The organism is Halorubrum sp. Atlit-28R (genome assembly GCF_003665955.1).
Taxonomy (GTDB): Archaea; Halobacteriota; Halobacteria; order Halobacteriales; family Haloferacaceae; genus Halorubrum; species Halorubrum tropicale.
Genome location: NZ_QPLS01000005.1, coordinates 161,693 through 186,282, shown reverse-complemented (window position 1 = coordinate 186,282; position 24,590 = coordinate 161,693). Strand labels below are relative to the sequence as shown.

Annotated in this window: 26 protein-coding genes, 1 tRNA gene and 1 pseudogene; 12 read left to right on the top strand and 16 right to left on the bottom strand. The window is 71.8% G+C overall.

Translation table 11 applies throughout. The annotated features are described in order from the left end of the window. Positions 1–38: 38 nt before the first annotated feature. Together DVK06_RS10045 and DVK06_RS10040 are read right to left on the bottom strand one after the other, a co-directional pair. On the bottom strand, positions 39–230 hold the full coding sequence (locus DVK06_RS10045) for a UPF0175 family protein (protein WP_017344020.1): 192 nt from the start codon (positions 228–230) through the stop codon (positions 39–41). A gap of 325 nt (positions 231–555) precedes the next feature. After that, complete coding sequence (locus DVK06_RS10040; RefSeq protein ID WP_121600168.1) at positions 556–2,451, bottom strand: helicase C-terminal domain-containing protein; 1,896 nt, start codon at positions 2,449–2,451, stop codon at positions 556–558. Between the two features lie 97 nt (positions 2,452–2,548). Here DVK06_RS10040 and DVK06_RS10035 point away from each other — a divergent pair, with 97 nt between their 5' ends. Continuing rightward, positions 2,549–2,779, top strand: a complete 231-nt coding sequence (locus tag DVK06_RS10035; protein WP_121600167.1) for a hypothetical protein — start codon at positions 2,549–2,551, stop codon at positions 2,777–2,779. A 28-nt stretch (positions 2,780–2,807) separates the two neighbouring features. Here DVK06_RS10035 and DVK06_RS10030 read toward each other — a convergent pair whose 3' ends face one another. The 3 genes from DVK06_RS10030 to DVK06_RS10020 all read right to left on the bottom strand — a co-directional run bounded on the left by DVK06_RS10030 (position 2,808) and on the right by DVK06_RS10020 (position 4,700). After that, positions 2,808–3,272, bottom strand: a complete 465-nt coding sequence (locus DVK06_RS10030) for a DUF302 domain-containing protein (protein ID WP_121600166.1) — start codon at positions 3,270–3,272, stop codon at positions 2,808–2,810. A gap of 182 nt (positions 3,273–3,454) precedes the next feature. Beyond that, positions 3,455–3,529, bottom strand: a tRNA-Glu gene (locus DVK06_RS10025). A 94-nt stretch (positions 3,530–3,623) separates the two neighbouring features. Continuing rightward, positions 3,624–4,700, bottom strand: coding sequence for a M42 family peptidase (locus DVK06_RS10020; RefSeq protein ID WP_121600165.1), 1,077 nt, complete (start codon positions 4,698–4,700; stop codon positions 3,624–3,626). Positions 4,701–4,799: 99 nt separating this feature from the next. On the opposite strand from DVK06_RS10020, the gene DVK06_RS10015 reads away from it, so the two are divergent. Next, positions 4,800–5,900, top strand: a complete 1,101-nt coding sequence (locus DVK06_RS10015; RefSeq protein ID WP_121600164.1) for a zinc-dependent metalloprotease — start codon at positions 4,800–4,802, stop codon at positions 5,898–5,900. Between the two features lie 13 nt (positions 5,901–5,913). On the opposite strand, the gene DVK06_RS10010 is transcribed toward DVK06_RS10015, so the two are convergent. Continuing rightward, the gene (locus tag DVK06_RS10010) at positions 5,914–6,321 is read right to left on the bottom strand and encodes an SHOCT domain-containing protein (protein ID WP_053770708.1); all 408 of its coding nucleotides are present in this window, start codon (positions 6,319–6,321) and stop codon (positions 5,914–5,916) included. Positions 6,322–6,425: 104 nt separating this feature from the next. Between DVK06_RS10010 and DVK06_RS10005 the strand changes: the two genes are divergently transcribed. After that, positions 6,426–7,082, top strand: coding sequence for a non-canonical purine NTP pyrophosphatase (locus DVK06_RS10005; RefSeq protein WP_121600163.1), 657 nt, complete (start codon positions 6,426–6,428; stop codon positions 7,080–7,082). A 27-nt stretch (positions 7,083–7,109) separates the two neighbouring features. On the opposite strand, the gene DVK06_RS10000 is transcribed toward DVK06_RS10005, so the two are convergent. Continuing rightward, on the bottom strand, positions 7,110–8,450 hold the full coding sequence (locus DVK06_RS10000) for an aminotransferase class III-fold pyridoxal phosphate-dependent enzyme (RefSeq protein ID WP_121600162.1): 1,341 nt from the start codon (positions 8,448–8,450) through the stop codon (positions 7,110–7,112). A gap of 223 nt (positions 8,451–8,673) precedes the next feature. On the opposite strand from DVK06_RS10000, the gene DVK06_RS09995 reads away from it, so the two are divergent. After that, entirely contained in the window at positions 8,674–9,036 is a 363-nt protein-coding gene (locus DVK06_RS09995; RefSeq protein WP_053770988.1) for an Hsp20/alpha crystallin family protein, read from the top strand. A 154-nt stretch (positions 9,037–9,190) separates the two neighbouring features. Then, positions 9,191–9,856, top strand: coding sequence for a deoxyribose-phosphate aldolase (gene deoC, locus DVK06_RS09990; protein WP_121600161.1), 666 nt, complete (start codon positions 9,191–9,193; stop codon positions 9,854–9,856). Here deoC and DVK06_RS09985 read toward each other — a convergent pair. Both DVK06_RS09985 and DVK06_RS09980 read right to left on the bottom strand, forming a co-directional pair. Beyond that, positions 9,853–12,255: a methyl-accepting chemotaxis protein gene (locus DVK06_RS09985; RefSeq protein WP_121600160.1), complete on the bottom strand. Its 2,403-nt coding sequence runs from the start codon at positions 12,253–12,255 to the stop codon at positions 9,853–9,855. The two genes, deoC and DVK06_RS09985, sit on opposite strands and share 4 nt — an antisense overlap. Beyond that, positions 12,252–13,406 carry a BMP family protein gene (locus tag DVK06_RS09980; RefSeq protein WP_053770703.1) on the bottom strand — a complete coding sequence of 385 codons (1,155 nt, stop codon included), beginning with the start codon at positions 13,404–13,406 and terminating at the stop codon, positions 12,252–12,254. Before DVK06_RS09980 ends, DVK06_RS09985 begins: the two co-directional genes overlap by 4 nt. 159 nt (positions 13,407–13,565) lie before the next feature. Between DVK06_RS09980 and DVK06_RS09975 the strand changes: the two genes are divergently transcribed. Together DVK06_RS09975 and DVK06_RS18955 are read left to right on the top strand one after the other, a co-directional pair. Beyond that, positions 13,566–13,790, top strand: a complete 225-nt coding sequence (locus tag DVK06_RS09975; protein WP_053770702.1) for a hypothetical protein — start codon at positions 13,566–13,568, stop codon at positions 13,788–13,790. Positions 13,791–13,876: 86 nt separating this feature from the next. After that, a complete protein-coding gene (locus DVK06_RS18955) occupies positions 13,877–14,047 on the top strand; it encodes a hypothetical protein (RefSeq protein WP_199718624.1) in 171 nt (56 codons plus the stop codon). A gap of 32 nt (positions 14,048–14,079) precedes the next feature. Here DVK06_RS18955 and DVK06_RS09970 read toward each other — a convergent pair whose 3' ends face one another. The 4 genes from DVK06_RS09970 to DVK06_RS09955 all read right to left on the bottom strand — a co-directional run bounded on the left by DVK06_RS09970 (position 14,080) and on the right by DVK06_RS09955 (position 17,158). Next, entirely contained in the window at positions 14,080–14,907 is an 828-nt protein-coding gene (locus tag DVK06_RS09970) for an ABC transporter ATP-binding protein (RefSeq protein WP_121600159.1), read from the bottom strand. Beyond that, positions 14,895–15,695 (bottom strand): ABC transporter permease, encoded by an 801-nt coding sequence (locus DVK06_RS09965; RefSeq protein WP_053770700.1) that lies wholly within the window; start codon positions 15,693–15,695, stop codon positions 14,895–14,897. Before DVK06_RS09965 ends, DVK06_RS09970 begins: the two co-directional genes overlap by 13 nt. Next, positions 15,695–16,717 (bottom strand): ABC transporter substrate-binding protein, encoded by a 1,023-nt coding sequence (locus tag DVK06_RS09960; protein WP_121600158.1) that lies wholly within the window; start codon positions 16,715–16,717, stop codon positions 15,695–15,697. Before DVK06_RS09960 ends, DVK06_RS09965 begins: the two co-directional genes overlap by 1 nt. Positions 16,718–16,948: 231 nt before the next feature. Beyond that, positions 16,949–17,158, bottom strand: coding sequence for a hypothetical protein (locus DVK06_RS09955; RefSeq protein WP_053770698.1), 210 nt, complete (start codon positions 17,156–17,158; stop codon positions 16,949–16,951). A 143-nt stretch (positions 17,159–17,301) separates the two neighbouring features. On the opposite strand from DVK06_RS09955, the gene DVK06_RS09950 reads away from it, so the two are divergent. Next, complete coding sequence (locus DVK06_RS09950) at positions 17,302–18,105, top strand: SDR family oxidoreductase (protein WP_199718631.1); 804 nt, start codon at positions 17,302–17,304, stop codon at positions 18,103–18,105. Positions 18,106–18,154: 49 nt separating this feature from the next. Here the strand turns inward: DVK06_RS09950 and DVK06_RS09945 are convergent, their stop codons facing one another. After that, the gene (locus tag DVK06_RS09945; protein WP_053770696.1) at positions 18,155–18,751 is read right to left on the bottom strand and encodes a PadR family transcriptional regulator; all 597 of its coding nucleotides are present in this window, start codon (positions 18,749–18,751) and stop codon (positions 18,155–18,157) included. A gap of 379 nt (positions 18,752–19,130) precedes the next feature. Between DVK06_RS09945 and DVK06_RS09940 the strand changes: the two genes are divergently transcribed. From DVK06_RS09940 to DVK06_RS09925, 4 genes and pseudogenes are all read left to right on the top strand, one after another. Further along, the gene (locus tag DVK06_RS09940) at positions 19,131–20,762 is read left to right on the top strand and encodes a heme-binding protein (protein ID WP_121600157.1); all 1,632 of its coding nucleotides are present in this window, start codon (positions 19,131–19,133) and stop codon (positions 20,760–20,762) included. 129 nt (positions 20,763–20,891) lie between these two features. Continuing rightward, a complete protein-coding gene (locus DVK06_RS09935; RefSeq protein ID WP_121600156.1) occupies positions 20,892–21,356 on the top strand; it encodes a universal stress protein in 465 nt (154 codons plus the stop codon). Positions 21,357–21,430: 74 nt separating this feature from the next. Further along, on the top strand, positions 21,431–22,678 hold the full coding sequence (locus DVK06_RS09930; protein WP_121600155.1) for a DHH family phosphoesterase: 1,248 nt from the start codon (positions 21,431–21,433) through the stop codon (positions 22,676–22,678). 4 nt (positions 22,679–22,682) lie between these two features. Then, positions 22,683–22,882: pseudogene (locus DVK06_RS09925) on the top strand (PfkB family carbohydrate kinase); the annotation flags it as partial. Between the two features lie 45 nt (positions 22,883–22,927). Here DVK06_RS09925 and DVK06_RS09920 read toward each other — a convergent pair. Then, a complete protein-coding gene (locus DVK06_RS09920; RefSeq protein ID WP_053770691.1) occupies positions 22,928–23,833 on the bottom strand; it encodes a DUF106 domain-containing protein in 906 nt (301 codons plus the stop codon). Positions 23,834–23,948: 115 nt separating this feature from the next. Further along, positions 23,949–24,572, bottom strand: coding sequence for an adenylate kinase (locus tag DVK06_RS09915; RefSeq protein WP_053770690.1), 624 nt, complete (start codon positions 24,570–24,572; stop codon positions 23,949–23,951). Between the last annotated feature and the right edge of the window lie 18 nt (positions 24,573–24,590).

Genomic DNA, 24,590 nt, shown 5'->3' with positions numbered 1-24,590 from the left:
GCGGCGCGCCGCCCTCGCGGACGGCGACGAAGCGCCGTTCAGTCGGCGCGAGCGGGCTGTTCGCGACCGAGCGCCGCGGCGCGCTCGGACTCGGTTACCTCGATGCCGCGGCGTTCGAGTTGCTCGATGAATTCGGCCTCGCTGAGCCCTGCCTGTGCGGCCGCCTGCGACAGCGTCAGGGTTCGCGCACCGTACAGCGTCAGCGCACTCGACAGCCCGTTCGTGGCCATACACCCAGTAGTCGGGTGAGGGATTATGAAGGTTACTACTTCATTGAGGGACCTGATACACCTTATACGATATATATTAACGAGTGATCGGCTCGGGGTGGTAATATGACTCGCACCCGGCCGCCCGTCGCCCGCAGGAGTTATACGGCTCTGCAGTTGACACGGCGACATGGACAGACAACAGCTCATGGCGCTGTTCTTCGCGTTTCTCATGGTGAGCTCCATGGTGGCGTACGGCGTCTCACTACTGTAACCGGCGCGTGGCGCACGCCGCCGGTCCCCGCTCTCGCGCCGATCGCCCACCGCGCCTCGGCGGCGGTCCCCGTCAGCCGTCGCCCCACACGTCCGACAGCGGGTGGTTCTCCCGCCGCTCGGCGTCCTGCTCGGACCGGGTCCGAACGGGGTCGTCGCCGCCGTCACCGGTCGCGTCGCCGCCGTCGCGCCCTCGACCTGAGCCGTCCCGAGACGAGCGACCGCCGGGTGTACCGGCCGACCCGCCCGCACGGCGGCTCTTCCGGCGACCCGCTCCCGCGCCGCTCGACGGCGACGCGTCGACGCCGGCCAGCGCGGCCTCGGGGTCGAACGCGGGCAGCGAGGGGGTCGTCATCGCGTCGACCTGGTCGCGGAACCAGTCGGGGGTGTCCGCCGCCGCGCGCTCGAAGAGGTCGAGCAGGGAGTCGTCGGCGAGGTAGGTCGCGCCGCGGTCGTCCGGGGCGCGGACGACCCGCCCGCACGCCTGGATGACGGTGCGCAGCGCGGTCCGGTGGTACCACGCCCACTGCCCGTCCGCCAGCCGGCGGGCGACCCGCGAGTCGTTCGTGTTCCGGTACGGCGCCTTACAGACTACCTGCCAGCGACAGAGGTCGCCTTTCAGGTCCAGCGCCTCCTCCATCTTCACGGAGACGAACACCTCCGGGTCCGGGCTGGCCTTCCACGCCTCCAGCTCCGCGTCGCGGTTCGACCGGTCGTGGCGCCTGACGCGCGCGGCGACGCCGAACTCGCCGAGCCGCTCGGTGATCCGCTCCGCGATGTCGTACGAGTGCGCGTGGATCAGCCCCTTCTCGTCGGGGTGTTCCGCCATCAGCCGGACGATCAGGCGGGCGATCTTCGGGGTCGTCTCGTCGCGGTGCTCGTAGGTCATCGACCCCTGCGTCACGTCGTACAGCGGGCGGTTCGCGAGCGGGAACGTGTGCTCGACGTCGACGAGCGCGACGTCGGCGGGGTCGAGCCCGACCCCGCGGCAGAACGCCTCCTTCGAGAGGATGGTCGCCGACAGCAGCGCGAACCGGTTGCCCCGGTCCCACACCGTGTGTCTGAGGTACCGCGCGGGGTCGAGCGGCTTGATCTCCATCGCCGACCCCTCGCCGCCCGGCTGGTCGACGACCCACGAGGTGGGGGACTGCGGGTCGCGGTAGTCCTCCAGGAACCAGCCGAGCTCGCCGATGAGCTCCTGGAGCCGGTCGCGCCGGGCGACCTCCTCCCGGTCGAGCTCGGGCCGCCCCACCAGCTCGTCTTTCGCGCGGATCGCCACGTCGCGGAGCGCCTCGACGAACCGCGCGGTGCGGTCGACGGCGTCCTCCTCGGGGCCGGCGTCGGCCGCGACGTCCGGGACGCCCACGTCGTCCCACACCGGGACGCGCTCGGGCGAGATATCGATGGTCGCGTACATCTCGGCCCACTCGGCGAGCCCGTGCGCCTCGTCGATGACGACGGCGTCGCGCTTGCGGAACACCTCGGAGCCGGCAGTGCGCATGAAGTACGCGAGCGTCATCGCGGCGAAGCGGTTGCCGGAGGCGATGGCGCGGTCGGAGAAGTACGGGCAGCGGTGCCGGATCGAGCAGTCGAACCCCTGTTGGCGCGCGCAGGGCGCGCGGTTCACCGGCGTGTCGTGCTCGCCGGGCAGCACGCAGTCGTAGTTCGACTTGCCGCGGATCACGGCCAGGTCGTCGAGGAGGTCGTCGGCCTCGACGTCGTCGATCTGCGACACCTGCGGGGTCGTGTAGTAGGCGCCCGTCGCCTCGCTTGGGGCCGCCTCGCCCGCCGTCTCGGCCGCGCCCATGATGGCGCGGGCGAGCAGCGACTTGCCGCTGCCGGTCGGCGCGCGCACCAAGACGACCCGGTTGCCGGCCGCGAACGCGTCGCGGATGTCGGCGAGGGCCCGCTCCTGCGCGCCGCGGAAGCTCGGCGCGGGGAACTCGGCGGGGATCCGGCTCGGGTCCACACGACGCCCTCGCGCGCTGTCGGAATTAAACCCTCGCTTGGCGGTCGGCTGGGAGGCGACACCTATTGGTAGTCCGGGGCGAAAGGGAGAAGCGACGATGAGCGACGACGGGATCCTCGGGTCGCTGTCCGCCGTCGGCCTGTTGAGCCTCTGCCGTATCGGGTTCGGCGGACTGGCGGGCGGGGCGGCGGTGGTCGGCGGCTCCGCCTCGGCGAGCGCGTTCGCGACCGGCGCGACGAGCGCGCGCGGCGCGCTGATCTCCGGCGCCGTCACGTTCGGGACGGTCCTCGTCGCCGCCGCGGTGATCCGCTGGCGGCTGAACCGCTGAAGCGGCGCGCTCGCTTCGACCGCGGCGCTCACTCCCGGCCGTGCGTCTCGATGTGCTCCCAGACGACCGCCATCAGCTCGCCGGTCTTCGCCACGAGGTCCTCGACGGCGTCCTCGTCGACCCCGGCGGCCGACGCGCAGCCGAGGTCGCGGATCGCCTTCGTCGCCGACACGTGATGGACGTGAACGCGGTCGTCACCGGCGCGCTCGTAGACGACGGTGGTACACGGGAGCATGCCGGCGAGCGTCGGGTCGATTCGCAGCGCGTCGTACGCGATCTCGGGGTGACAGACGACGATCAGCGCCGTCCGCCCGACGTCGTCGTGACCGAGCATCCCCTCGATCATCTCGTCGAGCCGCGTGACGCGCACCGTCTCGAAGTCCGCGAGCTCGTGTTCGAGCTGGACGAACGGCACCGCGTCGTCGAAGGGGAGGTCGACGGTCGTGTGGAGCGCGTCGGCGGCGGTCGGCGCGGGGCGTGCGGCGTCGCTCATGGGAACGCTTCGCACGCCAACGTGTAAAACCCGTCTCGCCGTTCAACACCTGCCGCTACCTCGAACGGACAGCAGTCGAGCCGCGGAGCGGCGGCGCTGTGGTGAGTAGAGAGCGAAACCGCGGACCGACGGGGACGCCGCTATGGAGCCGGTCCGGGCGGCGAGAAGGCGACGAAGTGAGATGCTCCGGCTGGGATTTGAACCCAGGTCCTTGCCGTGAGAGGGCAAGATGATTGGCCGGACTACACCACCAGAGCGCGTCCGTTCGACGCAATCAGTGGTAGGTGTGCGGATTGTAAAACAGTTCCGTTTCGACCACGCCGTGCCCCGGTTTGTCGTGGCAGATCTCGCTCAGACGTCGACGGCGAACGGCTCCGGCCCGGCCGCGTGATCGCCCGCTGCGGCCCCGATCGCGGCGAGGAGGTCGGCGACCTCGTCCAAGTCGCCGGTGTCGATCACCTCGACCGGCGTGTGCATGTACCGGTTCGGGATCGAGACGTTGAGCGCCGGGGTGCCGCCGCGGACCGTGTAGAACGCGTCCGCGTCGGTGCCGGTGCGGGTGCCGGCCGCCTGTAGCTGCACGTCGACGCCGGCGTCGGCGGCCGCCTCGCGGGCGAGGTCCACGAGGACCGGGTGGTTCGCGCTGCCGCGACCGATCACCGGGCCGGCGCCGAGTTCGACCGGGCCGCGGTGCTCGCGGTCGACGTCCGGGTTGTCGGTGGCGTGTGTGACGTCGACCGCGACGAAGGCGTCGACGGCGTCGAGGTCGACCCCGACCATCCGCGCGCCTTGGAGCCCGACCTCCTCCTGGACCGTCGAGACGGCGTAGACCGTGGCGTCGACGTCGCGGTCGGCGGCGCGTCGCAGCCCCTCCGCGGCCGCCCACGCGCCGGCGCGGTTGTCGACCCCGCGGGCGGCGATCCGGTCGCCGACGAGGTCGCGACGGCCCGTCGAGAACGTGACGGGGTCGCCGACCTCGACGTGTTCGCGCGCCTCGGCGGCGTCCTCGGCGCCGACGTCGACGAACTGGCCCGCGACGTCCTCGTGCTCGTCGTCCGCCTGGTCCCGCAGGTGGATCGCGGTCTGTCCGACGACGCCCTGGACCGGCTCGTCGGCGTGGACCGTGACGTGCTGGCCCTTCGAGACGGTGCGGTCGGAGCCGCCGATCCGCCCGATCCGGAGGAAGCCGTCGTCGAGCACGTCGCGGACGATGAACCCGATCTCGTCGGCGTGACCGATGACCGCGACCGTCGGCGCGTCGGGGTCGCCCTCGTGGACCGCGACGGCGTTGCCGTAGGCGTCGGTTTCGACCCGGTCCGCGAACTCGCGGACGTAGTCGGTCCACACCCGCTGGGCGGCCGTCTCGAAGCCCGAGGGGCTCGGCGTCGCGAGGAGGTCGTCGAGGAACGCTCTGCGCGCGTCGTCCATGCCGATGGCTGTGGGGCGGCCGGCAAGAACACGTCGGTGTCGGATCCGGCCGGGACCGGTCGACACAAGCGCTTTGAGGCGCCCGCCCGTCCGATCCGTATGGACATCCTCCGAAGCGTCCGGACCGTCGCCGAGGCCGAGGGGCCGGGCGTCGTCGACTGGGACCGGGCCGCGGCGGCCGCGAAGGACGCCACCGACCCCGGATCGGTCGCGCTCTCCGACGCGGAGCGCGCGGGGTACGCCGGCGACGTGCGCGACGCCCGCTCGCGGCTGGCCGCGGTCGCCGGGATCGAGTTCGACGTGCCCGACACCGTCGAGGTACAGAACCGCCACCACTGGATCGACGCGAGCGTCGACACCTTCCGGCGCGTGATGGACCCGATCGAGGCGGCCGCGGCGAGCGACGCGGGCGGTCGGATCGGCGCGGACCCGGGCGGCGACGCCGGCACCGACTCGCTGGACGTGATCGCCGACGCCTCGTCGGGCCCTGTGGGGCCCGCGCCCGGTGCCGGGTTCGCGCGGGACCTCTCGCGGGTCGCCAACACGGGATCGATGGCGTTCGCCCTGGGCTTCCTCGCGCGCAACGTCCTCGGACAGTACGATCCCCTCCTACTCGCTGACGAGCCGGACGCCGAGCACGGGCTCTACTTCGTCCACCCGAACATCGTCGCGGTCGCGAGCGCGCTCGACGTGGCGTACCCGCGGTTCCGCCGCTGGATCGCGTTCCACGAGGTGACCCACGCCGCCGAGTTCGGCGCGGCGCCGTGGCTCCCGGAGTACCTCGAATCGCGCGTCGAGCGCGGGGTGGAGGGCATGGTCGGCGGCGCGGGCGGCGTCGAGGGGATGACTGGCCGCGGGCTCGACCCCGACGCGTTCGCGGAGCTCCAGGCCGCGATGACCGCGGTCGAGGGGTACGCCGAGGTACTGATGGACCGCGCGTTCGACGGCGAGTACGCGGACCTCCGGCGGAAGCTGGACGAGCGCCGCGGCGGCGGCGGGCCCGTGCGGCGGCTCGCGCAGCGCCTGCTCGGACTGGGGCTCAAGCGCCGGCAGTACGAGCGCGGCGCCGCCTTCTTCCGGCACGTCGCCGACGAGCGCGGCATCGAGGCCGCGGGCGCGGTGTGGGAGCGCGCCGAGAACCTGCCGACCGGGGCGGAGATCGACGACCCCGAGGCGTGGCTCGTCCGCGTCGACCCCTGAGCCCCGCGCCGACTCACTCCAGTTCTACGTCGCGCTCCCGGTGCCGGTCGCCGCGGTCGGACTCGACCCGGTCGAGCCGCTCGTCGAGGTCCTCGGTCGCGAGCAGCCGGTCGAGCCGGCGCTCGAACTCCGCCTCGTCGATCTCGCCGCTCGCATAGCGGTCGCGCAGCGCGGCCACCGGCCGCTCGGCCGTCGCGTCGCCCGCGGCCGACGCGTCGGGCTCGTCGGCCGCGACGAGCGGGAAGTCCTCGCCCAGCACCAGCACCAGCGGGATCAGGATGAAGAACCCGGTGATGAAGAGGGCGGGTCCGAGCCCGACCAACTGGCCCGGGAAGAGCACGGCGGAAAGCGAGGTGAGACCGAACGACAGGATCGCGATGAGCCCGATGAGTCGTTTCTTCTCGAAGGTGGGGAGGGCCATACGCGAGTGCTGTCGTCGCCCCGAGAAAAACGTACTGCCGGCGGCGGCCGGGGCGACCGCCCGCGACCGACGCCTATTCCTCACGGGCGCGCCCACGGCGATCCGTGCTCAGGTACGTGACGACGAACCCGGGGAAGGTGCGCGAGGCGGAGCGGTACCTCCCGGACGGCTCGGTGGAGCGGCTCGACTTCGACTACGCGGAGGTCCAGGCCGACGAGCTCGGCCCCATCGCGGCGCGGGGCGCGCGCGAGGCGTACCGCCACGCGGACGCGCCGGTCCTCGTCGACGACGCGGGGCTGTTCGTCGAGGGCCTCGACGGCTTCCCGGGCCCGTACTCCTCGTACGTCGAGGAGACGCTCGGGATCGAGCGCGTCCACGACATCGCCGCCGACCTCGACGACCGCCGCGCCGCCTTCCGCTGCGTCCTCGGCTATTGCGACGGCGAGGGGTTCGCCGCGAGCCCCGACCCGGTGGACCGGGGCGACCGCAACGCGGCCGCCGCGGCGGGGCCGGACGAAGAGGGAGAGGGCGGCGGAAGCGACGGCGACGCGGGGGCGGCCGACCCGCTCCCGGTCAAGCTGTTCGAGGGGTACGTGCCGGGCCGGATCGTCGCGCCGCGGGGCGACGGGGGCTTCGGCTACGACCCGATCTTCGAACACGACGGGGAGACGTTCGCTGAGATGGACACCGACCGGAAGAACGCGGTGTCGCACCGCGGCCGGGCCTTAGAGAAGTTCGCGGAGTGGTACGCGGACCGGTAGGTCGGTCGTTCCGGGGCGATCGCGCCCTCAGACCGCGGCCGCGATCGCGTCCGTGAGGAGGTCGGCGCCGAGGTCTATCTCGCGTTCGGTGACGTCGAGCGGCGGGAGGATCCGGAGGACCTTGTGGCCGCACGCGAGCGTGAGGAGGCCGCGAGCGAACGCCTCGTCGACGACCGCGTCCCGCCGCTCCTTCGTGTCGAACTCGACGGCGAGCAGCAGCCCCTTCCCGCGCACGTCCTCGACGGGGTCGAGGGCGGCGTCGCGCATCGTCTCCGTGAACTGCCGGCCGCGAGCGACGGCGTTGTCCATGAGGTCGGCCTCCTCGATGGCGTCGAGGGTGAGCGCGCCCTGCGCCGCGGCGATCACGTCGCCGGCGCCCCACGTCGAGGAGAGCCGGCCGGTCTCTTCGGGGAACACGTCGCTCCGCGAGACGGTCGCGCCCACCCGGAGCCCCTTCGCGCTCGTGATCACGTCCGGCTCGTACGCGTAGTGGTCCGAGCCCCACATCTTGCCGGTGCGCCCGACGCCGGTCTGGATCTCGTCGGCGATCACCGTGATGTCGTGCTCGTCGGCGAGCGCCGCGATCTCGTCGGTGAACGCCTCGGAGGGGAACCGGTAGCCCCCTTCGCCCTGGATCGGCTCCATGATCAGGTACGCCACGTCGTCCGGGTGGACGTTCCCCCGCTTCGGGTCGAGCTTCCGCCGGAGCCGGGAGACGCCGTCGGCGAAGAAGCCGCACGAGCAGGTCTCGGGCGAGCAGGTCCGGTCCTCGCAGAACGGGACCTCCGTGACGCCGCTGACCTCCGGGAAGTCGCGGCGGTACACGGACTTCGAGCGGTTGAGCGAGAGCGCACCGAGCGTCCGGCCGTGGAACGCCCCGTCGAAGGTGATCGCGTACTTCGCGCCGTCGGAGGCGTCGTAGGCGATCTTGATGGCGTTCTCGACCGCCTCCGCGCCGGAGTTCGAGAGGAAGACGGTGTCCATGTCGTAGTGGCTCGTCAGGTCGGTGAGCCGGTCCATGAGCCCCGACGAGCCGGGTATCCCGTCCCCGGGCGCGGGGCCGCCGGCGGCGTAGAAGTCCTGGCCGGCGATCTTCAGGGGGTCCACGAGGTCGAACTCCGCGAGCCGGTCCATGATCAGCGGGTTGTTGTAGCCGAGCGGCGCGGCGGCGACGTGGCTGGTGAAGTCCATGAGGACGTTGCCGTCGACGTCGGTACAGAACGGGCCCTCGGCGGGGGCGGTGCGGTCCCAGACGAACTCGTAGACGTAGGTGCTCGGCGCTGCCGACTCGTGGTGGTAGTCGACCCACTCGCGAGCGCGCTCGCCGGGGAGGTCCGAGACGGCGGGCGTGACGGTGTCGCGATCCATGCGTCGGGGTGGCACGCGGACGAAATAAATCCGGGGCGATCGCGAGAACGTTGGAGAAATATCCAACCGAACGCGTCGCACCTTACCGACCGTCCGGCAACGGGCCCGTTCGCCGGGGCGGTCCGCCGTCCGAAAGCGGTTGTTAATTACCCCCAAAATTCGTTGGATTTTTATAGAATCGCCGCCCTACTAGTAACCGAGTTCGAGGTGGTCACCAATGCCCATGCTCGAACCGGCGAACACCTGGACGCAAGGACTCGACTTCCCGAGCCGACTGTTCGAATCCGGTAGCAACGACTACGAACTGTACGAGGAGGACGGCGAGTTCGTCCTCTCGGTCGAACTACCTGGGTTCGACCCCGCCGAGATCACCGCCTCGTGGAACGACGGCGTGCTCAACGTCGCCGGCGAACACGAGGACGAGCGGCGCGGGACCCGCCGGACGTACCACCGGCGGTTCCGCTTCCCGAAGGCGATCGACGAGGACGGCATCCGGGCCGAGTACCGGAACGGCATCCTGACGGTGCGGCTCCCCGTGACCGTCGAGGACGCCGTTTCCGGCACGGAGATCGAGATCGAGAGCTGAGCCGGACCCCCGCCGGCCGGTGAGCCGCCGGTCGGCGGCCGTCCGTGTTCCGTCCCTCGTTTCTCGTCCGTAGCCGCGTTTTTTCAGCGTCGCTCGCCCGGAGCCGGCGGTGCGACCCAGCACGCCTTTGAGGCCGCGCCGCGAGGGGAGACGCATGAACCGCGAGGAGTTCGCCGCCAGCATCGACCACACCGTCCTCGGCCCGGAGACGACCTGGGACGACACCCGGACCGTTCTCGACGAGGCCGCCGCCCACGGCATGAATGCCTGTATCCCGCCGTGTTACGTCGCGGAGGCGGCCAACTACGAGAACGCGCCCGAGGCGATCGCCACCGTGGTCGGGTTCCCGCACGGCCAGCACGCCCCCGAGGTGAAACGCGACGAGGCGGTCACGGCCTGGGAGGCCGGCGCCGACGAGGTCGACATCGTGATCAACGTCGGCCGGCTGAAGGCGGGCGACGACGGCGCGGTCGCCGACGAGCTCGCGGACGTGGTCGCGGCCGTGCCGGTCCCGGTGAAGGTGATCATCGAGACCGCGCTCCTCGACGACGCCGAGAAGCGCCGCGCCTGCGAGGCCGCGGTCGCCGCCGACGCCGACATGGTGAAGACCTCGACCGGCTTCGCCGACGGCGGCGCGACGCTCGCCGACGTCGAGCTGATGAGCGAGTACCTGCCGGTGAAGGCCTCCGGCGGCGTCGGCTCCTACGAGGAGGCGACGGCGATGCTCGACGCGGGCGCGGTCCGGATCGGCGCCTCGTCGGGGGTCGCCATCGCCGAGGGACACCCCGAGGCCGACGGCGAGACGCGGTCGGCGGACTAAGCGTCGTCCCCCTCGGCAGGTCGGTCCCGGCCGTCGCCGTCGGCGGCGAGGCCGAGGTCGCCCGCCGAGTTGCCCTCCGTCTCGGTCGGTGACCCGGCGGCCGCGCCGCCGGTGCCGGCGCCGTCCGCCTCCGCGCCGTCGATCTCCTCGGGCGCGACGTCGACCTCGAACGCCGAGACCGACTCCGAGAGCGACGCGGCCTGGTCGCGGAGCCGGTCCGCGTTCTCCGCGATGGTGGTGACGGTCGCGGTCTGCTCCTCGGCGGCCGCGGACACCTGCTCGGAGCCGCTCGCGACCTCGCCGCTCACCTCGGCGACGTCCTCGACGCCCTCGACCGCGCGCTGGGTCGACCGCGCCTGGTCCTCCGCCGCCTCGCTGATCTCCTGGACGCCGTGGTTCGTCTCCTCGACAGCGTCGACGACCGCCTCCAGCGACGACGACGCCTCGCGGACGGTGTCCGACCCCTCGTCGATCCGGGCGTTCGTCTCGCGGATGTCCGCGACGGTCTCGTCGGTCTCCTCGCGGACCGCCGCGATCTCCGACTCGATCTCGGCGGCCGCCTCCTGCGTCTCCTCCGCGAGCTGCTTGACCTCGTCGGCGACGACCGCGAAGCCCTCGCCGGCCTCGCCGGCGCGGGCGGCCTCGATCGAGGCGTTGAGCGCGAGGATGTTCGTCTGCTCGGCCACGTCCGTGATGAACTCGACGACCTCGTCGATCTCGTCCATGCGCTCGTCGAGGGCCGCCATCTGCTCGACCGCGGCCGCGGAGCGGGCCTCGATCGCGTCCATCTCGTCGAGCGCCTCGGCGGCGGCCTCGCGCCCCGCCTCGCCGCGCTCGGCGGCGGCCTCGGCGGTCTCCGCGACGGAGGCCGCGGACGACGCCACCTCCTCGATGCTCGCCGAGAGGTCGCTCATCTCGTCGCTGACCGAGTCGAGCCGCTCGTCCTGCCGGATCGCGCCGTCCGCGATCTCCTGGATCTGCTCGCTGACGGTCCCGCTCGCGGTCTCGACCTCGTCGGCGCCCGCCGCCAGCTCCGCGCTGGCGTCGTCGACCTCGCCGGCGAAGGCGGCGACGCGCGCGGTCGTCCGCTCCAGCTGCGCGACCATGTCGTTGAACTCCTCGGCGATCTCGCGCATCGCCTCGCGGTCCGCGTCGGGGTCCATCCGGCGGGTGAGGTCGCCGTCGGCGACCGCGCCCATCACCTCGCTGTAGTCGGCCGCCTTCGCCTCCATGTCGCGGGTGACCGCCTCGGCCTCCTCGCGGGCCGCCTCGGCCTCGTCGGCGGCGGTCTCCGCCTCCGCGATCCGCTCGCGGAGCGCGTCGCGCATCTCGGCGAAGCTCGTGAACAGCCGCCCGATCTCGTCGACCCGGCCGGTCGACAGGTCGACGTCGAGGTCGCCGGACTCGATCCGCTCGGCGCGGTCGCGGAGCCGCGCGAGGGGGACGACCGTGCGCCCGCCCAGCACGACGCCGACGGCCCCGAGCGACGCGAGCGTGAGGAGGAGCAACAGCAGCACCGAGTTCCCCACGTCGTTGCGCACGGCGAACGCCGTCGACTTCGCGACGCTCGTCACCGCCACCCAGTCGGTGCCGGGCACGGCCGCGTACGCGTGGACCTCGCCGTCACCGATCTGCGTCGCGGTCGTGGCGTTGCCGTCGCGGACCGCGGCGACCCCCTCCTCGTGGCGGTCGCCGTCGACCGTTCCGTCGACGTCCAGCACGGTCTCGCCCGCGGCGTTGACGATCGTCGTCTCCTCGCCGGTGTCGGTGTCCTGGATCCGTTCGAGCTGCGGCTGGATCCGGGTCACGACGACGAGGTACCGGCCGTCGGCCCGCGGCACGGAGCTGGCGAACGCCATCACCGGCCGGTCGTTGAGCACGGGCGAGCGGTACGACCGGGCGGAGCGCCAGACGCGGTCGTCCTCGCCGACGCCCTCGGGCACGTCGGCGTCGGTCCAGGGCGCGTTCAGCTCGCTCGGCGCGCGCCCCTCCAGGGGCCGCTCCGTGCTGGCGACGACGCGGTCCTGCGCCGCGTCGACGAGGTGGATGCTGACGATGTCCTCGGAGAGAAGCTGGTCTTTCAACAGGACGTACGCCGCCGCGCGGCGGTCGGACCGGAGCTCGTCGGCCGCGGACATCGACCGGGTCTGCGTGGTCATCCGCTCGGTCCACGAGCCGATCGCGTCCGCCTGGAGCCCGCTGGTCTCCGCCAGCTGGGTCGTGGCGTCGGCCTCCACCGCGTCCCCGGTCTGGAGGTACGTGAACGCCCCGCCGGCCGCGACGACCGCGGCGACGACGAGGAACGCGAGCGCGAACTTGGCGGCGTACCGGCGGCGGACCGCGTCGGGGAGGACGCTGCCGACGGCGCTCGCAAGCCGTTGGAGCGGTCCGGCGCTCATCGGCCGACCGCCTCCGGATCGGTGGGCACCGACAGCTCGCCGGCGACGATCCGCTCGCCGGAGTCGGCGATGGCCGCGCGCACGTCTTCGGGGATCACCGGCCCGAGCGTAGTGCCGTACACGAGCGCGACCCCGTCCTCCGCGAGCCCGAGCGCGGTCGTCGACCCCGTCCGGAGCGAGTCCTCTATCGTCCGCTCGGCGGCGTCGTACACCGCGGTCCCGACCCGTTTCACCATCGAGCCCAGGATCACGTCCGCGTACCGCGGGTTGCTCCGCGACTGGTCGGAGTCGACGCCGATCGCGTACCGGCCGTACTCCTGTGCGGCCTGGAAGACGCCGAGGCCGCTGCCGCCGGCCGCGTGGTACACCACGTCCGCGCCCTGATCGTACATCTCCGCGGCTGCGTCGTAGCCGGCCTCGGGGTCGTCGAAGGCGCCCACGTACGTCCGCAGCACGGACGCGTCGCCGTCGGCGTGCGCGACGCCGGCGAGGTAGCCGGCCTCGAACTTCGAGATCAGCGGCGACTCGACGCCGCCGACGAAGCCGACGGTTCGCTCCTCGGCGACGGTCCCGCCGGCCCCCACGGCGATGTCGCGGCCCGTCACTAGTCCGGCGAGGTGGCCGGCCTGGAACGACCCCTCGTGCTCGCGGAACACGTAGTTCGCGACGTTGTCGCGGTCGACGACGGAGTCGACGATGGCGTACTGCTGGTCGGGGTGCTCGCCCGCGACCGTCGAGAGCGCGTCCGCCTGGAGGAACCCGATACAGCAGATCAGGTCGTAGTCGGGGCGTTCGGACGCCGACAGCGCCGCCTGCGTCGTCTCGAAGTCGGCCATCGAGCTCGGCTCCTGGTTGGTGAACGCCACGTCGTGGTCGAGGCGCGCCCGCTGGATCCCCCGGTTGGCCGCGTCGTTGAACGAGCGGTCGTCGAGGCCGCCGAGCGCGTACACCATGCCGATCGTCGCGCTCGCGTCGGCCGAGACCGCCGGCCCTTCGTCGCCGGCGTCGCTCGCCGCGTCGTCTCCGTCGTCGATCGACGCCGTTCCGCTCGGATCGGTTCCCAGACACCCGGCGACGGCGCCCGCGACGCCCGTCCCCAAGGCGACCGCGAACCGCCGGCGCGAGTGCGTGATACCGCTCGTGTCGGTCATCACGGCGACATCGATGAATGGGGTGTAAAACGTCTGCGAGCAAATTATCAACGCTAATAGTGAATATTGTCGCACTGTCTCACAAACCGCGGCCTCGCCGTTCCCCCGACCTGAGAATCCCACTCGGCGGATTTATATCCGGAGTCCGTACGGTAGTGTATGAGTCACCAACGGAGATCACAGGGCTTCGATCTCGACGCGGCGTTCAAGGCGTTCGGCGCGGTCGGTATCGCCATCTCGGTCGCGCTCATCGTGGCGGTGTTCGCGCTGACCGATCCGTTCGGCGACTACGTCACCGCGTCGCCCGCCGTCCTCGGCACGCTGCTCTCGGCGGCCCTCGTCGTCGCGGTCGGATACACGACGCACGCGCTCCGGCGCCGCTGACGAGGCCCGCGCACCGGCGGCGCTCCCGCCGGGACGGCGACCCCGACGCCGGGAGACATAAGCCGCTCGCGGGCGGAGCGACGCGCATGTCCGACGAGCCGACCGACGAGGCGGTGGAACGCTTTCTCGACCGAGCGGCGGCCGCGCTCGACGACTACGATCAGGGGTACGCCGACGCGGACGCGACGCTGGCGACGCTGCGGACCCACGTCGACGAGCTGGCGGCGAGCGTCGAAGGCGACGGGGACGGCGCGTAGGCGCCGACGGGCGGGAGCCGGCGTCGGGCCGGCTACGGCCCGGCCCCGATCAGCTCTCGCACGCGGCCCACGCGCTCCGCGAACGCGGCGTCGCCGCGGTCGCGCGGGCGCTCGATGTCAACGTCGACGATAGCGCGGACGCGCCCCGGGTCGGCGGCCATCACGACGATGCGGTCCGCGAGCGTCACCGCCTCCGCCACGTCGTGCGTGACGAAGAGGATGGTCTTGCCGGTCGATTCCCACACGTCGAGCAGTTCGCGCTGGAGCATCTCGCGGGTCTGGGCGTCGACCGCGCCGAACGGCTCGTCCATCAGGAGGAGGTCCGGGTCGACCGCGAGCGACCGGGCGATGGCGACGCGCTGTTTCATGCCGCCCGACAGCGACTTCGGGTAGGCGTCGCGGAACTCCGTCAGCCCGACGAGGTCGAGCATCTCGTCGACGCGCGCCTCGCGCTCGGCGGGCGAGCGGTCGCTCCATTCGAGGCCGAAGCCGACGTTCTCCGCGACGGTGAGCCACGGGAACAGGTGGTACTCCTGGAACACGACGCCCATGTCCGTCGTCGGGCCCGTGACCTCGGCGCCGTCGAGGAGGACGCGGCCGTCGGTCGCCTCGGTGAGCCCGGCCGCGATCCGGAACAGCGTCGTCTTCCCGCAGCCCGACGGCCCGACCAGACAGACGAACTCCCCGTCCGCGACTGAGAAGGACACGTCGTCGAGCGCTCGTACCGAGCCGCCGTCGCCGTCGCCGGGGTACGTCTTGCCGACGCCGTCAAGCGCGACGCTCGCCTCGCTCGGCGCTGGGGGGTCTCGTCCGTTGCGCTCGGCGGCGTCGGCCGCCCCGTCACCGTTCACGCCCGCCATGCCAAGACCCTCCGTTCGACCGCGCGGAACGCCACGTCGACGAGCAGGTACATCAGGCTCAACACGAGGATGTACGCGATCGCCCGGTCGACGCGGAGGTTGTTGCTGGCGCGGATGATCTCGCGGCCGACCCCGGGGACGCCGAATATCTCCGAGGCGACGACGAGCATCCAGCACCGGCCCAGTCCGGTCCGGATCCCGGTCATGATCCCCGGCAGCGACGCCGGCAGCACGATCGACCGGACCGCGTCGAGGTCGCCGCGGACGCCGAGCGTCCGGCCCACGTCGAGGAGGTCCTCGCTCACGCCCTCGACCGCGCCGTACGCCGCGTAGAAGTTGATCCAGAACGCGCCGACCGCGATGATGAAGGCGGCGCCCCAGTCGTTGATCCCGAACCACGCGATCGCGAAGCCGATCAGCGCGAGCGGCGGCACCGGGCGTAGCGTCCGTACCAGCGGCGCCGTCAGGTCGTCGAGCAGGCGGCTCCACCCGAACGCGACGCCGGCCGCGACGCCGAGCCCGGTCCCGGCGACCGTGCCGGGGATCCAGTGCCGGACGCTCTGGTAGAGCGCCGTCGTCATGTCGCCCGCGGCGAGTTCGCTCGCGAACGCGCCCGCGACCGCGACCGGCGAGGGGAGGACGAACGGGTCCTGCGTGAGCGAGACGGCGTGCCAGACGACGAGGAACGCCGCGACCCCGATGGCGCCGCGGAGCAGCCGCCGACCGTCGCCGAGTCCGAGACCCGAGAGCGTCTCGCCCCCGCCGACAGGGGTGGTTTCGGTCGCCATCAGAGCGAGTCGTACACCTCCAGGTCGAATATCCGGTCGGTCGAGAGCTGCTCGTCGATCTGACCGTTCCCGGCCGCGAACTCGGAGAACACCTGCGTCGCGTCCGTGATCTCGTTCGGGTCGGTAATGAAGTTCGACAACGGCGAGTCGAGCGCGTCGCGCGCACGGTCGACGGGCATCCCGATTCCCTCGTTGACGTGTTCGGCGGTCGCGTCCGGATTTTCGCCGATGAAATCCGTCGCGCGGACGTGTTGCTCGAGGAACTGTGCGGCGATCGGTGAGTCCCGCACCGCGTCGCTCATCAGCGTGACCGCGGCGGGCTGGCCGGGGAGGACTTCGGCCGCGGTCCGGAGCATCGTCACGGACGACCCCGCCGCCTGCGCGATGGTCGGCACCGGCTCCATGATCGAGGTGCCGTCGATCTCGTCGTTCGCGATCGCCTGCCAGACGGAGCTCGCGCCGTTGATCTCGATGATCTCGACGCTGTCGTTTTCGGTGGGGTCGACGCCGACGTCACGGAGCCAGTAGCGGAGCAGCACGTCCGGGACGCTCCCCTGCGGGAACGTGCCGAAGGTGAACGGCTCGCCCCGCTCGGCCTCCCACGCCGCGAACGCGTCTGCGCCCTGCTGCTCGAACGTCTCGTGGAACGACGACTCGGCCATGATCCCCATCGGCTCGCGGATGTTCGCGGCGGTCACCTGCGCCGAGATACCCCGGTCGATCGCGATCATCGCGGGGACGATCCCGAACATGGCGATGTCGATGTCGCCGCCCCCGAGCGCCTGGACGATCGCGGGACCGTTGCCGAACTCCTGGCCGGTGATCTCGGCGTCGACCTCGGAGAAGTACCCCTCGCCCTCCATCACGTACCACTGGAGGTCGGGATAGATCGGCATGTGCGCCACCGTCAGTTCGTCGAGTCCGCCGCCGCCGCCCGTACAGCCCGCGAGGCCGACCGTCGCGGTTCCGCCCGCCGCCGCGAGGAACGACCGCCGCGACGCTGTCCGATCTGAGTCGTACATACCATTCCAAGCCGCCGGGCGGGGAACACCCTCGCGTCACCAGCAACTGCGGCGGATTCCGATGACAAGAGCAATCGTAGAATCCGACGTTAGAGGGGCCGAAAACCCTGTTAACATCCTATTCAGTATCTCAATCCGTCACCGAACGACGCAATTATTGCTCCCATCTTCCCGCGTCGATGCGTGTCGCTGCCAGCGAGCGCTCGCGAACGGGGGTTCGGCGGCGCTCGCTCACGCCTCCTCGTCGAACAGCCCCAAGTCCTCGGCGACGAGGTCGGCGAGGCGGTCCTTGATCGCAGGGTCGACCTCCGCGACGGACTCACCGCCGTGCTTCTGGGCGTTGTGCTTGTCGAGCGCGTCCGCGAGGTCGTCGAGCGGCACGCGGGTCTCCGTCTCGCACTCGTCGCACACGATCGGGACGGACGGCTCGTCGGTGGACATTACGCCGACGATCGCCCGTGTCGGATATATGCCTTCGGGCGTCGACCGGGGAGACCGACGCCGACGGCGCCGCCCGCGTGGCCGAGTCCACCTCCGGCGACCCGAACCGCCACCGTCTACTAACCCCGCCGCGACCCTCCGGCATGCACGTTCTCGTGACGGGGGCCGCGGGCGGGATCGGCGGGGGCGTCGCGCGCTCGCTCGCGGCCGCCGGCCACGACGTCCTCGGCGTCGACCGGGACGCGGACGGCCTCGCGGCGCTGCCCGACGCGGTCGAGACCGCCGTCGTCGACCTCCGCGACGAGGCGGCGGTTCGCGACCTGCTCGTGGAGCGCCCGCTCGACGCCGTCGTCTCCTGCGTCGGCGGCTACGAGATCGCGTCGGTCGAGGACACCTCGGCCGGGGCGTTCCGCCGGCAGGTGGACACGAACCTGACCGCGGTCCACGTGACCGCGTCCGCGGCGCTCCGGACGCTCCGCGAGCGCGGCGGGCGCGTCGTGGTCGTCGGGTCGATGGTCGGCTCCGTGGCGCTGCCGTACCACGGCGCGTACAGCGCCGCGAAGGCCGGGCTCGACGGGTACGTCGACGCGCTCCGCCGCGAGGTCGAGCCGCTCGGTGTCGACGTCGCGCTGGTCGAGCCGGGGCCGGTGCAGACGGGGTTCAACGAGCGGGCCGCCGCGGCGGTCGAGGGCGCGGGCGGCGAGGGGCCGTACGCCGACGCCTACCGGGAGTTCGAGGGGTACTCCCCGGCCGCCACCGACGTCGAGACGGTCGTCGAGCGCGTGGTGACCGCGGCGACGGCGGAACGACCGGAGACGCGCTACCGGGTGAGCCGCCGGGCGCGGTGGCTGCCGCGGCTGGCGCGCGTCCTCCCCGACCGGCTGTACGACCGGCTCGTCCGCGCCGGGCTCCCCGGCGGGCTCCTGTGGCGGCTGCTCAACCGGTGAGTCGCGACGCTGCGAGGCGGGAGCGCCGGCGCGGACGGAGCGCCGCGCGTCAGTCGTCGGCGGCGCCGGAGGAGGGCTCCTCGGCGTCGTCCGCGGGCTCGGTCTCGGAGGAATCCGGCTCGGCCCCGTCCGCCGCGGCGCCGTCTTCCCGGGCGTAGAACTCCTCGGGGGAGGCGTCGATCCGCTCGAACTCGCCGAAGTCGCGCTCGTGGTGGCGGATCATCTGCTCGACGATCCACGCGCTGTACCGCTCCGAGAACGCCCAGTCGGCGTCCGCGCCGTCGACCTCGAACCGGCCGTCGGTGGCGAGCGCCGCGTACAGGTGGTAGAAGCCGAGGACGACGTCACCGAAGTCCTTCGCCTCGCCGCCGATCGCGCGGCGCTTCTCGGCCAGCTCCTCGCGGCCCGCGTCGGTGAGCGCGAAGTACTTCCGGTCGGGCTCGTCGGCGCGCTCGACGCGCTCGGCGACGCCCTCCTCCTCGAACTTGTAGAGGATCGGGTAGACCGAGCCGTAGGAGGGCTCCCAGTGTCCGCCGCTGATCTCCGTTATCTCGCCGAGCAGCTCGTACCCGTACCGCGGTCGCTCGTCGAGCAGCTCCAACACGAGGTACGAGATCAGTCCTTTCGGCGGGCCGCTTTTCCGCATCGTCCGGACATTTCGGGGTCGCGTCGAAAGGGTTTCGGTCACGGTGACTGCTGACGCGAGCCGCGACGATCCGGACGATTCGAGCGGCTGTCGGCGCGTGCCTCCGAGGCCGCCTTGCGGCCGAGGAGCACGCGCGAGGGAGTCGCGAGCGAAGCGAGCGGCGAGGCTGGGGAGGCGTGAGGTGCGGTGCGGGCTGGGGCTTCGGCGGTCTCGGCAACGGAGTCCCTGTTGGCCAAGGTACTCAGGTACATCCGAAGGGCTGGGACTTCGGAACCGTCAGTGCCGCCTTCCGCTCCGACGCGAGCCGCGACGGTCCGGCCCGTTACCGCGTCTCGGGACGACCCGCAAACCCCTAAGTCGCGGGGCACCAACCCGGCGTATGGTCGAGGCTCCACAGACCGCCGAAGGGTGGTTCTCGCTGCACGACTTCCGCTCTATCGACTGGGACGCCTGGCGCGAGGCGCCCGAGTCCGAGCGAGAGCGGGCGATCGAAGAGGGCGAGGCCTTTCTGAAACACCGCGAACTGGTCGCCGACGCCGACGACGGCGAGTCGGCGCTGTTCTCCGTGCTCGGACACAAGGCCGACCTCCTCTGCTTACACTTCCGGCCGTCGCTCGACGACCTCTCCGCGATCGAGCGCCGCTTCGAGGACACCGCGCTCGCGAAGTTCACCGAGCGCGAGACCTCCTACGTCTCCGTCACCGAGGTGTCGGGGTACGTCTCCGACGACTACTTCGAGGCGGGCGCCGACGCCGTCGACGAGGGGCTCCGCCGGTACATCGAGGGGAAGCTGAAGCCCGATATCCCGGACGAGGAGTACGTCAGCTTCTACCCGATGAGCAAGCGCCGCGGCGAGGAACACAACTGGTACGACCTCGAGTTCGAGGAGCGCGCCGAGCTGATGGCGAGCCACGGCGAGGTCGGCAAGGAGTACGCCGGCAAGATCAAGCAGGTGATCGCCTCCTCCGTCGGCTTGGACGACCACGAGTGGGGCGTCACGCTGTTCGGCGCGGACCCGACCGACATCAAGGACATCGTCTACGAGATGCGGTTCGACCCCGCCTCCTCGCGGTACGGCGAGTTCGGTGACTTCTACGTCGGCCGGCGGTTCCCGCCGACCGACCTCGACGCCTTCCTCGCCGGGGAGACGGTCCCGACCGGCCGCGTCCCCGAGCGCGACAGCGCCGGCCACCCCCACGGCGGGGGCGGCCACGGCGACGAGGGTGGCCACCACGGCGACGAGGGCAGCCATCACGGCGACGACGGGCACGGCCGCGGCGAGGGCCACGACCGCTCGGGCGCGGGCGGCGGTCCCGCGCACGGCGACCACCCGCACGGCGACGGAGACGCCGGCGAGGGCGACCACCCCCACGGCGAGGGCGGCGGACACGGCGAGGAGGGGGGTCACGACGGCGACGGGGCCGACGACGAGGACATCCGCGGCGAGCTCGCCGACCTCGACATCTACGCCGGGAAGCCTCACGGCGAGGACGTGTACGCCACCGTGCTGTACAGCGAGGCCGACACCGAGGAGCTGTTCGACGAGGTCGAGGGGCTCCGCGGCAACTTCGACCACTACGGCACCCACGTCAAGACCGCGGTGTACGAGGGGCGCCACACCGACCGCGCCGCGGTCGTCTCCATCTGGGACACGGCGTCGGCGGCGGAGACGGCCGGCGGCTTCCTCTCGGAGCTGCCCGACATTGTCGCCCGCGCCGGCGAGGAGTCCGGCTTCGGGACGATGGGGATGTTCTACACCGTCAAGCCCGACTACCAGTCGGAGTTCGTCGAGACGTTCGACGACGTCGGCGACCTGCTCGGCGAGATGGACGGCCACGTCGAGACCGACCTGATGGTGAACGTCGAAGACGAGAACGACATGTTCATCGCCAGCCAGTGGAACGCGAAGGAGGACGCGATGGGCTTCTTCCGCTCCGACGAGTTCTCCGAGACCGTCCAGTGGGGCCGCGACGTGCTCGCCGACCGCCCGCGGCACGTCTTCCTGGCGTAGGTCGCTCGGCCACCGCGCGGTCGGCTCTCGCCGTCGGGCGGACCCGGTCGATCGGCTCTCGCCGTCCGGGGCTTGCGCGTCCCCCTCCGACCGCCGGGTTTTAGGTAGCGCTGCGGCGAACAAACGGGCATGTTCGACACCATCGTGGTCGCGACCGACGGCTCGGACAGCGTCGGGCGGGCCGTCTCGGTCGCGGTCGACGTGGCGGCGCGGTTCGACGCCGAGGTCCACGCGGTGTACGTCGTCGACGCCGGCGAGGTGGAGTCGTCGCCGGACACGGTCCGCGAGGACCTCCGCGACGCGCTCGACGACCAGGGGCGCGACGCGCTCGACCGCGTCTCGACCGCGGCGCACGAACGCGACGGCGACCTCGACGTGACCATCGAGGTCCGCGAGGGCCGGCCGGCGTCGGAGATCGACGCGTACGCCCGCTCGGTCGACGCCGACCTCGTCGCGATGGGTACCAGGGGGCGCCACGGCGAGAACCGCTTCCTCATCGGCTCCGTCGCCGAGCGCGTCGTTCGGACCTGTCCGATCCCCGTGTTGACGGTCCGCCAACTGACCGAGGAGGACCCGCGCCGGACGACCGTCTGAGGGAGCGTGGCGGCCCGACGCCGCGGCCGACGCGAGAGCGGCGGAGTTTTCCGGCTGCCGCCCGCCACGACGGTATGGACGACGACCTCATCGACGCGGGGGACGCCCCCCGGTCGCGGTACACGAAGCTCCCGGGGAAGGGGTTCTTCTACCCGAACTCGCTGGACGACGAGCGCGCCGAGCGCCGAGCGCGGGAGGCGATCGAGGGCAGCGAGGCGGTCGTGATCGCCGACGGCGACGCCGACGGCCTCGCCTGCGCCGCGATGGTCCGCGAGGCGTACGGCGCCGCGCTCGACGTCGCGCCCTTCGAGGACGCCATCGCGGCGCGGCTGGAAGAGGCAGACGACGAGAGCGACGACGCGGACGACGACGGCGACGAGACGGCGGACGGCGACCCGCTCGCCGACGCCCACGCCGAGTCGCCGGTCGGGCTGCTCTCGGCCGGGCCGTACTCGATCGACACCGCGCTCGAACGGGTCGAGGCGTACGCCGACGACGGGATCGACCTGTTCGTCTGCGACCTCTGTCCCGACGACTACGAGCCGATCGCGGAGCCGCTGGAGGCGCTCGCGGACGCGACCGCGGCGATCCGCTGGTTCGACCACCACCAGTGGGACGACGCGACCGCGGCCGCGGTGCGCGACGCGGGCGTCGACCTCGTCGTCGGCGACTCCGACGAGGAGTGCACCGCCGACGTGACGCTCCGGTCGCTCGACCACGCGTTCGGCGACCGCTGGACCGACCTCGCCGCGGTCACGCGCGACCACGACCTCTGGATCAAGGAGGACCCGCGCTCCGACGACCTCGCCGACTACTCCTACTGGGCCGGCGCCGAGGAGTACGCGGCCGTGATCGGCGCGTACGGCGTCGACCTCCCCGAGACGGTGCGGTCGTTCGTCGAGGAGCGACGCGTCGAGAAGGAGGCCCGGATCGACCTCGCGGTCGGCCGCGCGGTCACCCACGAGGTCGGCGACTGGCGCGTCGCGGTCACCTACGGCCGCTGCTCGCAGAACGAGGTCGCGGAGGCGCTCCGCGAGGCCGGCGCCGACGCCGCCGTGATCGTCAAGCCCGCCGGGTCGGCGTCGATCCGCGGCTCCGAGGACTTCCGCCACGCGCACGAGGTCGCCGGTCGCGTGAACGGCGGCGGCCACCCGCAGGCGGCGGGCTGTAAGCCCGACATCTACGACGACATGCTCGACTACGCCCACCACTGGAGCACCGAGGGACAGGCGTGTAAGCGCGTCATCCTCGCGGCGTTCGAGGCGGTCGCCGAGGAGGTCGACGCCGCGGGCGGCGAGGACGGGGCCGCGACGGCCGAGTAGGTGGATGGCGGACGTCTTCGTCGCCGGCGAGGCGCTCGTCGGCTTCGCGCCGAGGCGGAGGAGACGCTGCGCAAGGTCGACGGCGACGCCCGCCGCCCCGGCGGCGCGCCCGCCAACGTCGCGGTCGACCTCGCGCGGCTCGGCTCGCCGCCCGCGTTCCGGACGGGCCTCGGCGACGACGCGTTCGGGGAGCTCCTCGCGGAGCGAAAGTGAGCGGGGAGGAAACGAACCGAGCGGTCGGGGCGTCGCCTACGACGAGGACGGCGACATCTCGATGTTGAGGCTCTTCTGGACGAGCTGCGTGAACGCCATCGAACAGAGGAAGTACCAGAGGATCCACATCTGGATCGGGCCGACGATCCCCGTGTCCCACGTGACGGTCCCGGCGAGCGGGACGACGAGCTCCTGGGCGGCGACGGCCGGGTACGCGGCGTCGGAGCCGCGGTAGCCGATCACCCAGAACATCCAGAGGAACGCGGGGATGGTGAGGAACATGATCCACACCATCGGGCGGAACTGCTCTTTGAACATGCCGAGCTGGTCGCCCATCGCCTCCATCTGCTCTTCCTGGATCTGGTCGAGCGCCTCGTCGTCGTCGCGCTTCTCGGCCTCCTTCCGGCGCTCCTGGATGTCTTTCATCCGCTCCTGGTACGCGCCCATCTTCTCCATGTCCATGAGCCCGGCGCGCAGGAGCGTCGAGTACAGCCCCGTCCCGAGCGCGATGACCATGATGACGACGTAGAACGGGACGAGGTTCAGGAGCGGGCCGAGGACCACGTCGATGGCGCCCGCGATCGCGTCGCGGACCGGCGGGACCGCGTAGCCGACGAACGCGCCGACGGTCGCCAGCCCGGCGAGCTTGTCCCACTTCGACCAGCTGGTCGTCTCGGGCGTCTCGACGTCGCCGCCGCCCCCGTCGTCGTCCTCCATGCCGGCCTCGATGCCGTCGCGGTCGGCCAGCGCGAACCCCTCCTCGCCGTCGACGAGGATCTCCTTCTCGATGAGCCGGCCCCACTGCCCGCTCGTGATCTCGTCGCGAACGTCGACCCAGCGGACCTCGCCGCCGCTGGCGTTGTCGAGGACGACTTGGATGGCGTCCCGCATCTCGCCGTCCTCGCGGACCAGCGAGCGGACTCGCCGTTCGACTTTGCTCATTACCGGCCGGTTAGCGGTCGACGGTTAAGAACCTTGTAGAATCGCCGCTCGAATCGCTTCCGGGGGCGACGCGGATCGGTTCGCGGCGGCGCGCGTCGCCCCTCGGCGCGCCGCGTCAGTTCTCGACGACGTCGCGGATCCGCTCGAAGACCTCGTCCGGGGTCGCCTCGCCGTCGACCTCGACGAGGACGCCCTCGTCGCGGAAGTGGTCGACCACGGGCTCGGTGTTGTCGTAGAACACTTCGAGGCGCTCTCGGGCCGTCTCCTCGGTGTCGTCCTCGCGCTGGACGAGGTCGCCGCCGCACTCGTCGCAGACGCCCGGCTCCTCCGGGGGCTGGAAGTCGACGTGGTAGTTCGCGCCGCAGTCGTCGCAGACGCGGCGGCCGGTGAGGCGGTCCACGAGGACCTCCTCGTCGACGTCGAGGAGGACGACCGCGTCGAGGTCCGTAATCTCAGAGAGGTACTCGGCCTGGTCGAGGTTGCGCGGGTAGCCGTCGAGGACGAACCCGTCGGCGTCCTCGAGCGCGGCCTTCACGATCTCGTTGACGACCGGGTCCGGGACCAGTTCGCCCGCGTCCATGAACGACTTGGGCGTCCCGTACTCCGTCTCCATCTCCTTGTTCGCGCGGAGCGCGTCGCCGGTCGTGACGTGCTCGACGCCGTACTCGTCGGCGAGCTTCGCGCTCTGCGTCCCCTTCCCGGCGCCGGGCGCCCCCAACAGCAGAATTCGGTGACTCATACCGGAGCGGTCGCGGGC